12 protein-coding genes are annotated in these 15,719 nt (G+C 66.4%); 10 read left to right on the forward strand and 2 right to left on the reverse strand.

The genetic code is table 11. From position 1 onward, the window contains the following. Positions 1-2 precede the first annotated feature (2 nt). The 5 genes from ACUJB0_RS01390 to ACUJB0_RS01410 are packed head-to-tail and all read left to right on the forward strand — an operon-like array spanning position 3 to position 7,213. Positions 3-2,126 (forward strand): TonB-dependent siderophore receptor, encoded by a 2,124-nt coding sequence (locus tag ACUJB0_RS01390; RefSeq protein WP_444843629.1) that lies wholly within the window; start codon positions 3-5, stop codon positions 2,124-2,126. Positions 2,127-2,172: 46 nt separating this feature from the next. Continuing rightward, positions 2,173-3,216, forward strand: a complete 1,044-nt coding sequence (locus tag ACUJB0_RS01395) for a GNAT family N-acetyltransferase (RefSeq protein WP_444843630.1) — start codon at positions 2,173-2,175, stop codon at positions 3,214-3,216. A 9-nt stretch (positions 3,217-3,225) separates the two neighbouring features. After that, the gene (locus tag ACUJB0_RS01400) at positions 3,226-4,557 is read left to right on the forward strand and encodes a lysine N(6)-hydroxylase/L-ornithine N(5)-oxygenase family protein (protein ID WP_444843631.1); all 1,332 of its coding nucleotides are present in this window, start codon (positions 3,226-3,228) and stop codon (positions 4,555-4,557) included. Next, entirely contained in the window at positions 4,554-5,945 is a 1,392-nt protein-coding gene (locus ACUJB0_RS01405) for an MATE family efflux transporter (RefSeq protein WP_444843632.1), read from the forward strand. The genes ACUJB0_RS01400 and ACUJB0_RS01405 overlap by 4 nt, the downstream gene beginning before the upstream one ends. Continuing rightward, on the forward strand, positions 5,945-7,213 hold the full coding sequence (locus tag ACUJB0_RS01410; protein WP_444843633.1) for a PepSY-associated TM helix domain-containing protein: 1,269 nt from the start codon (positions 5,945-5,947) through the stop codon (positions 7,211-7,213). Before ACUJB0_RS01405 ends, ACUJB0_RS01410 begins: the two co-directional genes overlap by 1 nt. Positions 7,214-7,244: 31 nt before the next feature. On the opposite strand, the gene ACUJB0_RS01415 is transcribed toward ACUJB0_RS01410, so the two are convergent. After that, positions 7,245-8,027, reverse strand: a complete 783-nt coding sequence (locus ACUJB0_RS01415) for an AraC family transcriptional regulator (RefSeq protein ID WP_444843634.1) — start codon at positions 8,025-8,027, stop codon at positions 7,245-7,247. Positions 8,028-8,120: 93 nt separating this feature from the next. Here ACUJB0_RS01415 and ACUJB0_RS01420 point away from each other — a divergent pair, with 93 nt between their 5' ends. The 5 genes from ACUJB0_RS01420 to ACUJB0_RS01440 all read left to right on the forward strand — a co-directional run bounded on the left by ACUJB0_RS01420 (position 8,121) and on the right by ACUJB0_RS01440 (position 13,606). Then, positions 8,121-9,278: an FAD-dependent oxidoreductase gene (locus tag ACUJB0_RS01420; RefSeq protein WP_444843635.1), complete on the forward strand. Its 1,158-nt coding sequence runs from the start codon at positions 8,121-8,123 to the stop codon at positions 9,276-9,278. 105 nt (positions 9,279-9,383) lie between these two features. Then, positions 9,384-9,767, forward strand: coding sequence for a translational machinery protein (locus ACUJB0_RS01425; RefSeq protein WP_444843636.1), 384 nt, complete (start codon positions 9,384-9,386; stop codon positions 9,765-9,767). A 49-nt stretch (positions 9,768-9,816) separates the two neighbouring features. Further along, the gene (locus ACUJB0_RS01430; RefSeq protein WP_444843637.1) at positions 9,817-11,178 is read left to right on the forward strand and encodes an MBL fold metallo-hydrolase RNA specificity domain-containing protein; all 1,362 of its coding nucleotides are present in this window, start codon (positions 9,817-9,819) and stop codon (positions 11,176-11,178) included. After that, positions 11,175-12,719, forward strand: a complete 1,545-nt coding sequence (locus ACUJB0_RS01435) for a thymidine phosphorylase family protein (protein ID WP_444843638.1) — start codon at positions 11,175-11,177, stop codon at positions 12,717-12,719. Before ACUJB0_RS01430 ends, ACUJB0_RS01435 begins: the two co-directional genes overlap by 4 nt. Then, positions 12,719-13,606: a ribose-phosphate pyrophosphokinase gene (locus tag ACUJB0_RS01440; protein ID WP_444843639.1), complete on the forward strand. Its 888-nt coding sequence runs from the start codon at positions 12,719-12,721 to the stop codon at positions 13,604-13,606. Before ACUJB0_RS01435 ends, ACUJB0_RS01440 begins: the two co-directional genes overlap by 1 nt. Here ACUJB0_RS01440 and ACUJB0_RS01445 read toward each other — a convergent pair. Then, positions 13,603-15,693 carry a TonB-dependent receptor plug domain-containing protein gene (locus ACUJB0_RS01445; protein WP_444843640.1) on the reverse strand — a complete coding sequence of 697 codons (2,091 nt, stop codon included), beginning with the start codon at positions 15,691-15,693 and terminating at the stop codon, positions 13,603-13,605. The genes ACUJB0_RS01440 and ACUJB0_RS01445 overlap by 4 nt on opposite strands. Between the last annotated feature and the right edge of the window lie 26 nt (positions 15,694-15,719).

Raw genomic sequence — 15,719 nt, forward strand, 5'->3', positions numbered from 1 at the left:
CGATGCGACACCAGTTGAACAAGCAGGACCTGAAACCATTGGCTCGCGCCGTCACCGGCGCCATGCTGCTGATGGGCGGCTATCACCTGAGCGCCGCCGCGAGCGACGCGGCGCCGGCCGAGACAACCCTGTCGACCGTGGTCGTGCAAGGCGAAGCTGACGGCATCGCAAAACGCAGCAGCGTAGGCAGCAAGGGCGACACGCCCATCGTCGAAGTGCCGCAATCGATATCGGTGCTGAGCCGCGAGCGGCTCGATGCGCAAAAGGCGCCGGGCATTCCGCAGGCCTTGCGCTACACCGCAGGCATGCAGACGGAGAGCTACGGCGTGGACCCGCGCTTCGACCAGTACATGATACGCGGCTTCGAAGTCGGCTCGAACGGCATCTTCCGCGATGGCGTGAACCTGCCTACGCGCGGCTTCACCGGCTTTACGATGGAGCCGTATGGACTTGAAAGCGTCGAAGTGCTGCGCGGACCAAGCTCCGTCCTGTATGGCCAGGCCGAGGTGGGCGGCATGGTCAACGTCGTCAGCAAACGCCCGACGGCATCCCGCTTGCGGGAGGTGGAGGTCAGCTACGGCAGCTACGACCGCAAGCAGGTCGCCGCCGATATCGGCGGGCCGCTGGACGAGCAGGGCGTATGGCTGTACCGCGCCACCATGCTGGCGCGGGAAGCCAAGGGTTCCGTCGACTACACCAGCGACAACCGCCAGTACTTCGCCCCGTCGCTGACTTGGCGTCCGGACGCCGACACGTCGCTCACGCTGCTGGCCTATCTGCAGAACGACAATGTGCCGCCGAATTTCTACCTGCCCGCGACCGGCACGCAGAAGCCAGGCCTGTTCGGCCAGATTCCGGTCAACCGCTTCGTCGGCGAGCCGGGGCTCGACCACTTCAAGACGGAACAGCGCAGCATCGGCTACGTGTTCGAAAAGCGCTTTTCGCCAGCGTGGAAAGTGCGCCAGAACCTGCGCTACGCCACCGAGAAGGTCGACTACCACAGCCTGTACATGACCGGCCTGCACGACGACGAACGCACCATCGACCGCGCCAATTTCTCGGCGCAGCAGAAGGCCCGCGTGTTCGCGGCCGACCAGAACGTGGAGTGGAACAGCCGTTTCGGCGACATCGACAACACCTTCGTGGCCGGCGTGGACTACAGCCGCGCCGTGCAGGAAGGCCAGAACTACCTGGGTGTGGCGCCCACGCTGGACGTGATTGCGCCGGCCTACGGCCAGCCGGTCGGCGCGGCCGACAAGTACGAGGACAAGCGCAGCACCTTGAGTCAGATCGGCATCTACGCGCAGGACCAGATGAAGTTCAACGGCCAGTATCTGCTGACGGCGGGCCTGCGCCGGGATCGCAGCCGCATCGACAACGACGACTATTTCAACGCCGCGCAAAACAGCCAGAAGGACAACGCCACCACCGGCCGCCTGGGCTTCACCTGGCTGGCGCCCCATGGCGTGTCGCCCTACCTGAGTTACGCCACCTCGTTCCGTCCCGTGATGGGACAGACCTTCGATGGCCGAAACTTCGAGCCGGAGAAGGGCAAGCAGGTGGAACTTGGCGTCAAATGGGCGCCGCTCGACAGGCCGGCGTTGTTGACGGCCGCGTTGTTCGATCTGCGCAAGAGCAATGTGCTGACGGCCGACCCGGATCACACAGGCGTGGGCGCCCAGATCCAGCGCGGCGAGGTGCGCGTGCGTGGCCTGGAGCTGGAAGCCGAGGCAAAGCTGGGCCGCGACTGGAAGGTCAACGGCTCCTTGACGGGACTCGATGCGAAGATCACCCGCAACAACGATGGCAACGAAGGCAAGCGCCCATCGCTGGTGCCGCGCGTGAACGTGGCCGCGTGGGCGGAACGCACCATCGGCGAAGGCTGGCGTGCGGGCGCTGGCTTGCGCCGCATCGGCAGGACCTTCGGCGACGATGCCAACACGTTTGAAAACCCCGGCGTGGCACTGGCAGACGCGATGCTGGGCTACCGCCACGGCCACTGGGACTTTGCGCTCAACGTCAGCAACCTGACCGACAAGATCTACCTGGGTAACTGCTCGACGGACGGCACCTGCAACTACGCCGCCCGCCGCCAGGCCCAACTCACAGCCCGCTACGTGTGGTAACACGGTGCCAGCCATTCCTCCATATGATTCAGAAGAAGGATAACGCATGAACGACACCGTAAAAGCCGCGCCATTCCGTAGCGCGATCCTGTCCGGCCAAGCGCTGGAGACCACACTCACCGGCGCCGAGATGGCCGTCACCCTCAATGGGCAGCCGGTGCTGGAATTGAACGTCGACGCGGGCAACGAGTGGTGGCTGGCCCGCAAGCCGGGCGCTCCGCAGCCGCCGGCGCTGCTGCAACTTGCCTTGCTGGCGGCGCTGGAATCGCTCACCGCCAGCCGCGCCGATTTGAACACACTGCGCCTGCATGCAGGCGAATGGCCCGAGATCAAGGCTGAATTGCTGCGCATTGGCGCCGCGCGCGAGGCCGGGCCGTCACTGACCGTGTCGCCGGCCATGCTTTGGCAACTGCCGCAACTCTGGCTGCCGCAGGCACCGGCCATCTATCCGCAGAACCACGTCCGCACCGGCGAACGGTGGCATCCGCAGCGTCCCGCCAAGCCGCAGGGATATGTGTACGAGCGCTTCATACCCTGGCTGGGCCAGAGCATCGCCTTCCGCGTCGCCAGCGTCGAGCAGGACCTGCACACCATGCACAAGTGGATGAACGATCCGCGCGTGGCGCAGTTCTTCCAGGAGGAGGGCGACCTCGATTACCAGCGTGCCTATCTGGGCGGCCGCCTGGCCGATCCGCACATGCTGCCGCTGATCGCGGAGTTCGACCGCGTTCCGTTCGGTTACATGGAAGTGTATTGGGCGCAGGAGAATCGTCTCGGTCCTTACTACGCCGCCGATGACTACGACCGTGGATGGCATGTGCTGGTGGGTGAGGAAGCCTACTCCGGCGGACAGTTCATCAGCGCCTGGCTGCCATCGCTGATGCACTACATGTTCCTGGACGAGCCGCGCACCCAGCGCATCGTCGGCGAGCCGGCGGCCGGCCACCAGCGGCAGGTGCGCAACCTGGAACGCTCGGGTTTCGCCGCCATCAAGGACTTCGACTTCCCGCACAAGCGCGCGACGCTGGTGATGCTGATGCGCGAAAAATTCTTCAGCAACCGCTTGTGGCATCCAAGCCCGAAAGCATAAGGAGCGCACATGTACACTGAACCAACTACCTACGATATCGTTGGTGTGGGCTTCGGCCCGTCCAACCTGGCGCTGGCGATAGCGCTTGACGAGATCCTGCTTGAGCGCGGCCGCGAGCTGTCGCATTGCTTCATCGAGCGGCAGGCGCAGTTCACCTGGCACGGCGACATGCTGTTGCCCGGCACCGACATGCAGATCTCGTTCCTGAAGGACCTGGTGTCCTTGCGTGATCCAACCAGCCCGTATTCGTTCGTGAACTACCTGCGCCAGCATAACCGGCTCGAAGCGTTCATCAACCAGAAGACCTTCTTCCCGAGCCGGATCGAGTTCAACGACTATCTGCGCTGGACCGCCGGGCATTTCGACGCCCATTGCCGCTATGGCGAGAGCGTCACACGCGTGGCGCCGGAATACAAGGGCCGCGACGTGGTCGCGTTGACCGTGCATTCCGCCGATGCGGCGGGCCGCGAGCGCCAGCGCCGCACCCGCAGCCTGGTGTTCGCGCCGGGCGGCAGGCCCTTCGTGCCGCCGTGCCTGGCGGAGCGTAACGACGCGCGCATCATTCACTCGTCGCGCTATCTGGGCGAGATTGAACGCAATCCGCTCGACGCCGGAGGTGAACATGCGCTGGCGGTGGTGGGCGGAGGCCAGAGCGCGGCGGAGATTTTCCTCGACCTGGTGGCGCGCTATCCGAATTCCAAGGTAGACCTGATCCTGCGCGGTTCGACGCTCAAGCCGTCGGAGGATGGACCGTCGATCAACCACATCTTCGATCCGGACTACACCGACTTCTTCTTCGGCCAGCCACAGAAAGTGCGGCAATCGCTGCTGGCCGAATTCCGCCATACGAATTACGCGGTGGTGGACGGCGACCTGATTGAGCGCATCAGCGCCATGCTGTACGCGCAGCGCGTGGCAGGCACGGAGCGGGTGCGGGTGCTCAGTTCCTGCGCCATCGAGCAGGTGCGGTGCGACGACCATGGCGTGACACTGGACCTGGCGCGGGCCGACGCGGCGCAGCCGCTGCAGCAGCGCTACCAGCGCGTGATCAGCGCCACTGGCTATCTGCGCGACACCAGCCGTTCGCTGCTGGCCGAACTTGAGCATGAGCTGGATGGCTTCAGCATCGGCCGGCACTATCAGCTGGCCGCACCCGCGCACGTGCAGACGCCGATCTTCGTCCAGGGCTCGTCCGAGACCACGCACGGGCTGGCGGATACGCTGCTGTCGGTGCTCGCGATACGCTCGCACGAAATCGCGCTGTCCCTGGTGAACAAGCTGGCGCCCAAGCCGCAGCGGCCTGTCGACGCCAACAGCATCGTGGCGGAGGAAGTTGAATGAGCTTCGTCAGCGCCGCCTTGCCGGACATGGATTCTCCGCACCTCAAGCGCCTGCTGTTCACGTTGGCGCTGCCGGCGGTGATCGGCCTGTCGGCGAACGCGATGCACCAGCTGGCGAACGCCTTCTTCGTCAGCCAGTTGGGCGTTCATGCCATCGCCGCGATCAGCATCTGCTTCCCGTTGCTGATCGTATTCGGTGCGATCGGCGAAGGCGCCGGCGTGGGTGTGGCCAGCTGCGTGGCGCGCATGCTGGGCGCGGGCGACGGGCAGCAGGCCAATCACACCGCCAGTACCGTGATGGTGCTGCTGGCCGCCGCCGGCTGCGTGCTGGCGGCGGTGTTGATCCCGCTGCTGCCGGCGCTGCTGGCTGCGATGGGCACCACGGCCGATGCCATGCCGGCATCGATCGCCTACGCCACCATTTTCTGCTACAGCGCACCGTTGATACTGCTGCAGATGCTGTGCGACTTCATCGCCATCTCCGAAGGGAATACGCGCTTCAGCATGTGGACCTTGATCGGTTCTTTCGCGCTCAATGTGATCCTCGATCCCATCCTGATTTTCCACTTCGAGATGGGCGTGACAGGCGCCGCGTGGGCGACGCTGGTCTCGGCCGCGGCGGCATTGCTGGCCTACGCCGTCTACTTCCGCAAACGCGTTGGCAAAATCCACGTCGCGCTGCGCCACGTGAAGATCGACTGGCGGGGCTTGTGGCAGGTCGTGTCGGTGGGTGTGCCGGCCGCCATGTCGACAGGGCTGGCGGCGGTGGCGTTCGCGCTGGTCTACCGGAACGCCGCCACCTACGGCGACACGGCCGTGGCGGCGGTGGCCATTGGTCTGCGCATCCTGACCGGCGGCAGCCTGCCGCTGGTTGGCTTCTGCCTTGGCGCGCAGGCCTTGCTGGGCTTTAGCTGGGGCGGCGGAAACCACGTCCGCTTCCTTCACGCGACGCGGCTGATGCTTGCGATCTGCAGCGCCTTCGCCATCGTCTATTCGGCGCTGGTGATTGCGTTCGCGCCGTGGATCGTCACATGGTTCACCGACGATCCGGCCGTGCGGCAGCTGGCGGTGACGGCATGCCGCGTGTTCCACCTGGGCTTTTGCCTGTTCGGCTTCCACATGGTCGCGGTGGTGGCGCTGCAGGCGGCTGAGCGTAGCCGCAAGGCCGCCTGGCTGGTACTGGCGCCGCACGGATACCTCCTGATACCGCTGCTGTTCCTGCTGCCGCCGATCTGGGGCCTGGATGGGCTGATCGCCAGCATGGCGATTGCGGCCAGCCTGAGCGCCGCGCTGGGCGCGACCATGCTGCTCGGTGAGATGGGCGCGTTGCGCCGCATCGCCAGGCAGGAGAACCTTCCATCGATTGAACCTTTACAGGCTGTGAACTAATGCGTCGAATCGCCACATTACTGCATCGCTGGGCCGGACTGACGATCGCCGGCTTCCTTTTCATCAGCGGCATCACCGGCGCCGTGATCTCCTGGGACCACGAGCTGGATGAACTGCTTAACCCGCACCTGACCGATGCCGCAGGCGTCGGCCCCGCGCAGCCCGCGCTGCAGCTGGCGCGCGCGGTGGAGGCGCGCCATCCGCAAATGCAGGTGCTGTCGGTGCCGCTGGCGGCGGAGCCGGGGCATTCGCTGGCCTTCTACGTGGAGCCGCGCGTGAACCCGGCCACCGGCGCGCTGTATCCGGCGACGTACAACCAGGTGTTTGTCGATCCCGTCACCGGTGCGGAACTGGGCGTGCGCAAGTGGGGCGCGGCGTGGCCGATCACGCGCGAAACCTTCGTGTCCTTCCTGTACCAGCTGCACTACACGCTGCACATCCCGCAGATGTGGGGCATCGATCGCTGGGGCGTGTGGCTGATGGGCGGCATTGCGATGATCTGGACGGTGGACAGCTTTGTCGGCTTCTACCTCACGCTGCCGGTGCGGCGGCGCGCGGTGGTGGCGGTTGGCCCGCAGTCCAAGAGCTGGTGGCAGCGCTGGCGGCCGGCTTGGCTGATCCGCTTTGGCGCGGGGGGCACCAAGCTCAATTTCGACTTGCACCGCGCGCTCAGTTTGTGGACATGGCTGCTGCTGATCACCATCGCCTTTACGGCGTTCTCCTTGAACCTGTACCGGGAGGTGTTCTTCCCGGTGATGTCGCTGGTGTCCGACGTGACGCCGTCGCCCTTCGATACGCGCGCGCCCACCGCGCCGGAGAAGCCGCTGGCGCCCGCGCTGGGTTATGCCGAGGTGCTGGCGAAGGCGCAACCGGAGGCGGTGCGGCGCGGTTGGCGCGAGCCGGCCGGCAGTGTGTCGTATGCGCGCGAGTACGGGATTTACTCGGTGGCCTTCTTCCAGCCGGAGGACGAGCATGGCGCCGGCGGCGTCGGCCCCCGGCAGCTCTACTACGACAGCCGCAGCGGCGCGCTGCTGGGCGAGCGCCAGCCGTGGAAGGGCACGGCGGCCGATATCTTTGTGCAGGCCCAGTTCCCGCTGCATTCGGGTCGCATACTCGGCATACCGGGCCGCGTGCTGATTTCGCTGATGGGGCTAGTCGTGGCGGCGCTGTCCGTGACCGGCGTGCTGGTTTGGTGGCGCAAGCGCAGCGCCCGCGTCACGGTGGCGGCCAGGATCACGGCGCAGCATGCGGAAGCCGTTCGCCGTTGAGTATCCGCCGCTCCCTCTACGGCGCTGGCGCTCAGTTGCGGAAGTAGCGCGCGGGTGACGCGCCGAAGTGGCGCTTGAACATGGCGATGAAGTTGCTGGTCGTGGCGTAGCCGAGCGCGTCGGACACGGCGTTCACCGCTTCGCCTTGCGCCAGGCGTTCGAGCGCGGTCGACAGCAGGTATTGCTGGCGCCATTGGCCGAAGCTGCAGCCGGTCTCGCTGCGGAACAGGCGGCTCATGCTGCGCGAGGACAGTCCCGCCCATGCCGCCCACTCGGCCAGGCTGCGGCCATCCGCCGGCGTTGCCGCCAGCGCCGCCGTGATGCGCAGCAGGCGCCGGTCCTGCGGCATCGGCAGGTGCAGGGCCGCTTGCGGTTGCTGCTGCAATTCGTCCAGCAGCACCGACAGGATGCGCTTTTGCGGCGGCGTCAGCGCCGTTTGCTCCGCCCAGTTGGCGGCTTGCCGCACCAGCGCGCGCATGATCTCGGTGACGCCAATGATGGTCGGATGCGGCGGCAGGTGCTTGCTGGCGGCGCGCGTGAGCAGCACGGTCCAGCCGCTCATCGCGCCGCTGACGCTGACCTTGTGCAGCTCGCCCGGCGGCAGCCAGCCGGCCCGTTGCGGCGGCAGCAGCCATGAACCGGAGGCGGTCCGCACGTGGACCAAGCCACTCTCCACGCAAAAGACCTGGCCGCGCTGGTGGCGATGCCAGTCATATTCCCGCGTGCCGAGCTGGAATTCGCGCTCCTGGCCGGCGTCGCCCCACAGCACGATCAGGTCCGGGCCGTCCAGGCGCTCGCTGTGATTTTTCGGCATGGCTCAAATTCATTATTTTTAGACCAAACAACGTTATCACCGCATGCCGGAATTGTCCAATACTGAGGCTCTTCGTCATCAGTGAGGGTCGTCATGCAAGAGAATGCGTTTCAAGTCGCCATCATCGGCGCGGGCCTTGGTGGCCTGTGCCTGGCGCAGGGATTGACGAAGCACGGCATCGCCTTCGCCGTGTTCGAGCGCGATGCGGCGCTCGACAGCCGCTCGCAAGGCTATCGCATCCGCATCAACCCCGACGGGCAGTCGGCCTTGCGGCGCTGCCTGCCGCCGGAGCTGTTCGCCTTGTTCGAGGCGAGCTGCGGGGCGGAACTCAATCCACCCCAGGCGCTGGACGTGGGGTTGAACGACGTGGCGCGCTGGAACGATGCCTGGCGCTCCGAGGAACCGGGACCGGCCGATCTCAAGGCCAATCGCCACACGCTGCGCGAGGTGCTGATTTGCGGCATTGCCGAGCATGTCCACTTCGGCAAGGAGCTGCGCGGTGTGGTCCGGCATGGCGGCGATGGTGTGTCGTTCGATTTCGCCGACGGCTCGGCGTATCGGGCGGATTTGCTGGTCGGCGCGGACGGCAGCAATTCCCGCGTCGCGGCGCAATGTTTTCCTGCCATGCGCGGCCTGGATGCCGACGTGGTCTGCATCTACGGGAAGGCCGATGCTGGCAACCGGTCGATCGCCGATGCGCTGCTCGGCGGCACTTCGGTGATCTTCGACAGCCAGCTGGCCATGGTCATCGACCCCATGCGGTTCGCGCCGGCCGGGAACGGCAGCCTTAGCCTGGTGGAGGACTATCTTTACTGGGCCTTGATCGGCCGCCGGCAGCGGCTGGGCGTCTCCGCCGGGACGATGCCGCGCGAGGCCGATGCGCGGCGCTGCATTGCAGATCTCAGCGCTGGCTGGGCGCCCGGCTTGCGCGCCGTGTTTGCCGCCACGCCGCCAGGGATGCTCACCATGCTGCCGGTGCGGCAGTCGCCGCCGCCGCAAGCGTGGCCTCAGGGCAGGGTGACGGTGCTGGGCGATGCGGTGCATACGATGAGTCCTGCCAGCGGTCTGGGCTGCAATACGGCCTTCCTGGACGCCGCTTTGCTGGCGGCGCAGCTGGCTGGCGCCCTGCGCGGCGCGGCAACGCTGGACCAGGCCGTCGCCACCTACGAGGCCGGGATGCGCGAACAGGCGACCGCCGCACTCCGGGCGTCGGAGCGCGGCGCCGGGCAGCTGTACGGGGGCGACATCTGAGGATTTTGATTTGCATCAAGGATTTTGCTGCTTCGGATCAATAGACTGGATCTCGTCGCTGAACGACTTTTCATTCAGCATCCATTCACTCTACCGGAGCAGCAAATGTCATTCAATCATGTCGTAGCGTGGATAGACCACGTGCAAGCGCACGTTATTCATTTCAATGCCGAGGCCGCCGATCACGAGGTCATCAAGACTGTGTCGACCCATCCGCATCTGCACAATAAATCGGGCGCGGTCGGTTCCGGCCGCGCGGCGGAAAGCAAGGCGTATTTCGATGATGTGGCGCGCGCCTTGAGCACCGCCACCGAGGTGCTGATTGTCGGGCCGGCGCAGGAAAAGCTGGAACTGATGAAGTATCTGATCACCCATCATCCCGCCGTGGCCAAGTGTGTGATGGCGGTGGAGAGCTCCGATCATCCGAGCGACGGCCAGCTGCTGAAGTACGCACGCAAGTATTTTCTGAAGGCCGACATGCTGCGTTGAGGAAGGCGGGGCGCTGCGGCGCCCCTTGCATCCACACGAGGTGAAAACTATGAAAATACAATTCCTCGGAGCGACCGGCACTGTCACCGGCTCCAAATATTTACTCACGTCGGGCGGATCGCGCATGCTGCTCGACTGTGGCCTGTTCCAGGGCTACAAACAACTGCGCTTGCGTAACTGGGCCGACCTTCCGGTCGACCCGTCCGACATCCAGGCCGTGGTGCTGACCCACGCCCACCTGGATCACAGCGGCTATCTGCCGCTGCTGGTCAAGAACGGCTTCCGCGGCAAGATCCTGTGCAGCGAAGCCACCTACGACCTGTGCAAGATCCTGCTGCCCGACAGCGGCCGCCTGCTGGAAGAGGAGGCGGGCCACGCGAACCGCCACAGCTATTCGAAGCATACGCCGGCGCTGCCGCTGTACACCGAGGACGACGCCGAGCGTGCGCTGAAACTGTTTTCGCCGGTCCCGTTCGGCAAGCCGTTTGATATCTGCGGCAAGCTGCGCGGCCAGCTCGCGCTGGGCGGCCATATCCTGGGCGCGGCCATCGTCACCATCAGCGATGGCGAGCGCAATGTGACCTTCTCCGGCGACCTGGGCCGGCTGCACGACGCCATCATGGTCGAGCCGAGCCATGTCGCCCGCACCGATTACCTGGTGCTGGAATCGACCTACGGCGACCGCGTCCACAATCCCGCCGATCCCGCCATCCTGCTGGGCCAGACCATCCGCGAGACCGCCGCGCGCGGCGGCGTGACGGTGATCCCGGCGTTTGCGGTTGGCCGCGCGCAGTCCATCCTGTACGCGATCCACCAGCTCAAGGAGCGGGGCGAGTTGCCATCCGCGCTGCCGGTGTACCTCAACAGCCCGATGGCCACGGACGCCACCGCGCTGTACCAGAAGCACCGCCACCTGCATCGCCTGGACCACAAGCAGTGCGAGGCCATGTGCCACGCCGCGCATATCGTCAACAGCGTGGAGGAATCGATCGCGCTTAATATGCGACGGCTGCCGATGGTGATCATCGCCGCCAGCGGCATGGCGACCGGCGGCCGTGTGCTGCATCACTTGAAGGCTTTCGCCAGTGATCCGCGCAATACGATCCTGTTCGCGGGCTTCCAGGCCGGCGGCACGCGCGGCGCGGCCATGATCGACGGTGCGCCGGAGATCAAGATCTATGGCGAGTATGTGCCGCTGCGGGCCAGCGTCAAACAGATCGACAATCTGTCCGCCCATGCCGACGCGGGAGAGATCCTCAGCTGGCTGGGCCACTTCGAGCGGGCGCCCAAGCGCACCTTCATCACGCACGGCGAGCCGGCGGCCGCGGACGCGCTGCGTCACCGTATCGAGGAGCAGCTGCACTGGAACTGCCATGTGCCCGAGTACCTGGAACAGCAGGAGCTCACATGACCCGCATGTCAACGCCGGATGCGGGGCCGCAATGCGCAGGTCCGGTGCCCGGCTTGAGCCTGCGCCGCCTGTTGGTCGATACCTATCAGGAGCCGATCGCCTTCCTGCGCAGCGATTGCCCGATCTGTAAATCGGAGGGCTTCGAATCGCGTTCGCGCATTGAAATCTGGCGCGGCGATCAGCACATTATCGCCACGCTCAATGTGGTGCACGGCGAATGGATCGAGACGTGTGAGCTGGGCTTGTCGGAGGCGGCCTGGCGCGCGCTGGGCGGCAACGACGGCGAGCCTTTGCGCGTGGCGCATGCGCAGCCGGTGGCGTCGATGTCGGCGGTGCGGGCCAAGATCTACGGCCGTCCGATCGGCAGCGACGCGGCCAAGGCCATCGTGCGCGATGTGGTGGACGGGCGCTATTCGGAGATCGAACTGGCGTCCCTGATCACGGCCTGTTCCGGCGACCGCATGGACGTGGCCGAAACCATCGCGCTGACGCGCGCCATGGTGGGGGTGGGCCAGCGGCTGCACTGGAATTCCGATATGGTGGTGGACAAGCATTGTGTCGGCGGCCTGCCTGGCAACCGCACCACCTTGCTGGTCGTGCCCATCGTGGCCGCTTGCGGGCTGATTATTCCGAAGACTTCTTCGCGGGCGATCACGTCGCCTGCCGGTACCGCCGACACCATGGAGACGCTGGCGCCGGTGGCGCTGGACCTGCCGACCATGCGCTGCGTGGTGGAGCGCGAGGGCGGCTGCATCGCCTGGGGCGGCGCGGTGTCGCTCAGTCCCGCCGACGATGTGCTGATCCGCGTCGAGCGTCCGCTGGGCCTCGACAGCGACGGCTTGATGGTGGCGTCGGTGCTGTCGAAGAAGGTGGCTGCCGGTTCCACCCATGTGGTGATCGACGTGCCGGTCGGGCGTACCGCCAAGGTGCGGTCGCAGCAGGCCGCGCATTCGCTGGCGCACCGGCTCGATGCGGTCGGCAAGGCGCTGGGCATCAGCGTCAGCGTGATGCTGAGCGACGGCACGCAGCCGGTCGGCCGCGGCGTTGGTCCGGCCCTGGAGGCGTGGGATGTGTTGTCCGTGTTGCAGAACCAGGCCGATGCGCCGGCCGACCTGCGTCAGCGCGCCTTGCTGCTGGCCGGGCGGGTGCTGGAGATGGGCGGCAAGGCCGCGCCAGGCGAGGGCCTGGCACTGGCCTGCGGTGCGCTCGACAGCGGCGCGGCCTGGGCCAAGATGCAGGCGATCTGCGAGGCGCAAGGCGGCATGCGTGAGCCGCCGCGCGCCGCGTACACGCATGTGATCACGGCCTTGCACCAGGGCCGCCTGGTCGCCATCGACAACCGGCGGTTGGCGCGCCTGGCCAAGCTTGCCGGTGCGCCGAAGTCTCCGGCCGCAGGGCTGGAGCTGCATGCGCCACTGGGCACATTGCTGAGCGCGGGCCAGCCCTTGTTGACGTTGCACGCGGAGTCGCCCGGCGAGCTGGCTTATGCGCTGGCCTACGCCGAGGCGGAGGACGATATTTTCTCGATTCAGGAGGCGTGATGAATGCGATATTGATGGCGCTGCCCGGCGCCGAACATTTCGCCAGCCGTCTGCGCGGACATCTGGGTTGCGACGCCGGCGAGCTGTTGCTGCATCAGTTCCCGGACGGCGAGACCTGTCCGCAGATGACGCCCGCGGTGGAGGGGCGCGATGTGATCCTGGTCGGCGCGATGGACCGGCCGGACCACAAGATCATGGCCTTGTACCTGAGCGCCTGCGTGGCGCGGGAACTGGGCGCGCGCAGCGTGGGCCTGGTGGCGCCGTATCTGCCGTATATGCGACAGGATGCCGTGTTCGCGCCGGGGCAAGGCGTGACGGCGCGGCACTTCGCGCGGCTGCTGTCGGGCTGCTGCGACTGGATGGTGACGGTCGATCCTCATCTGCACCGGTTCCACAGCCTGTCCGAAATCTATACGATGCGCACCGAGGTGGTGCCGGCCGCGCCGGAGATCTCGCGCTGGATCGCGGCCAACGTGGAACGGCCGGTGCTGGTGGGGCCGGACGAGGAGAGCGAGCAGTGGGTGGCGCAAGTGGCCGCCGGCGTTGGCTGTCCCTACACGGTGCTGCGCAAGGTGCGGAGCGGCGACCGCGAGGTGGCCGTGTCCTTGCCTCCCGCCGACGTTCTGGCCGGCAGGACGCCGGTGCTGGTGGACGATATCGTGTCGACCGCGCATACCATGATCGCGGCCGTCGAGCAGTTGAAGGCGGCGGGCTGTCCGCCGCCGGTGTGCGTCGGCGTGCACGCGTTGTTCGCCGATGCGGCGTACGCCGAGCTTGAAGCGGCCGGCGCCGGGCGCATCGTCACTTGCGATACTGTCTGCCACATCAGCAACGATATCGGCATGAGCGCGACGCTGGCGGAAGCCGTCGCGCGCATGCTGGGTTAGAAGGCCATCGTCAGGCCGAGATCGACCGAGCGGCCGTATCCGGGCAATGGCTGCAGCGCGCCGCCATTCGCCCGCAGTCCCGACAGGTACACGCCACCGAGCGGATCGGCGTAGGCCTGGTTGAGCAGATTGCTCACACCCGCCGTCAGTTGCGTGTTCTTGCGGAACTGGTAGGTGGTGCGGGCGTTCAGCAGCGCATAGCCTGCCGTGACGGGCTCCAGCCGCTGCTCATCCACCTTCTTCTTGCGGGCCACCAGCCTGGTTTCCACCTGGTTGGTCCAGGCGCCGCTGCTGTGTTCCAGCGTCAGCAGGGCATTGGCCGGCATCATGTGGTACAGGTCGCCGCCGTCGGTGCGCTTGCCGCGCGTGTAGGCGGCGGTGCCGGTGAACTTGAGCGTGGCCGCCACCGGCACGCTCCACGACAGGTTGGCGCCATACAGGCGGACATCATGGTTGGCGAAGCCCAGCAAGGCGCCGCGTCCGGCCTTGTTATATGGCCTGAACTGGCCCAGCACATCCACATCGATGTAGTCGCTCACCCGGTTGTAGTAGGGATTGAGCTTGACGTACCAGGCCGCCGCGCCGCTGCCGCCGTGCCAGTGCGCGGTGAAGGCCAGGGTGTAGGCGGTCTCGGGCTTCAGGTCGATGTTGCCGACGTAACCGTTGCCGTCGCCGAACCAGTTGGTCATGGTCATTGCCATCGTGCCGCGTCCCCAGGTGTAGCGCTCGTACAGGTTGGGCGAGCGGGTCTTGCGGGCGGCGGCCAGCTCGTAGGTAGTGGTGGCGTCGGCGTCGAAGCGGGCCAGTGCCGTCAGGTCGAGGTTGCCGTCGCGCTGGCGGTGTTCGCGGGCGTTGAAGGCCGCTGCTGCGGCGGCGTCCGCCGCGTTCATCATATTGTTGGAATACGGCTGGACGTCGCCGGCGTCCATGCGTACCTGTTCCCAGCGGGCGCCGAGCAGCGTGGTCCATTGCGCGTTGTGCTCGGTCTCGGCTTCGGCGTAGAGGGCGACGCGGTCGCGCTGGCCGTCGTTGACGTTGACGTAGGTCTGCGGGCCCATCATCATTGAGCGCGGCACGGCCGGCCAGAAGTCGTCCAGGCGGAAGGTGTGGTACTCCTGTCCGGCGCGCAGGCGGGTGGCGTCGCCGACCGGCATCGTCAGCTTGAGCGCGTAGCCGGCGTTGCGGCCTTGCGTGACCATCGGCATGTTGCCGGCGCGTTCGGGCGAGAAGAAGCCCATGTCGTGCTGGGTCCGTTGCCAGTAGGCGCTGGCGTCGAGCTCGCCCCAGCCGAGCTTGCGCATGTAGGCGAGATTGGCGAACTTTGCGTCGTTGTCGGTCATGTCCATGTATTGGTTGGGGAAGCCTTGATACGGGATGTGCTGGATGCCGGCGCGCAGCGTCAGTTGCTGTTGCTGGTCGCGGAAGGCCAGCACGGCCGACTGGTTGATGCTTTCATACAGGCTGCCGAGCACGCGCTGGCCGTTGCCGTCCTCGTAGCTGTGGCTGCGCGCGTAGCTGGCGTTGTAGCCCAGGCTCATCTTGTCGTTGGCGATGTTGGCGGAGACGCCGCTGGTCACGGCGTCGCCGTTGCCGCGGCCGCCGAGCGAGAGCTTGCCGCTGGTGTGCAGGCCGTCGGCCTTGTCGGCGAATACCGGCGGCGCGGACCTGACGGCGATGGTGCCGCCGATGCTGTCGCCGCCGGCGCTGACCGGTGTGACGCCGGCCAGCACGTCGATGCGGCCGATCTGCGTCGGCGCGATGTAGGACAGCGGCGCGTTCATGTGGTTGGCGCAGGCCGAGGTGATCTCCATGCCGTCGATGCGGATCTTGAGGCGGTCGTCGCCGAGGCCGTTCAGGAACGGCAGCGCGGAGACGCCGCCGGCCTGCGCCGAGCTGTAGCCGGGGACGGAGCTCAACAACAGAGTGGTGTCACTGGCGCCGTTCGGGCGCGGATGCAGTCCCTCGCCGATGGCGGAAATGATCACGGTATGTTGCGGGTCGATGGCCGGGGCGGCGTCCTCTGCGGCCCAGGCGGCTTGCAGCGCCAGCGACATGGTGGATAACATCAAGATATGTGGGAAGTTCATGGTTTTCATAATGTACTCAGTTGGTT

The organism is Duganella caerulea, from assembly GCF_040362985.1.
In the GTDB taxonomy this organism is placed as follows: domain Bacteria; phylum Pseudomonadota; class Gammaproteobacteria; order Burkholderiales; family Burkholderiaceae_D; genus Rugamonas; species Rugamonas vulcania.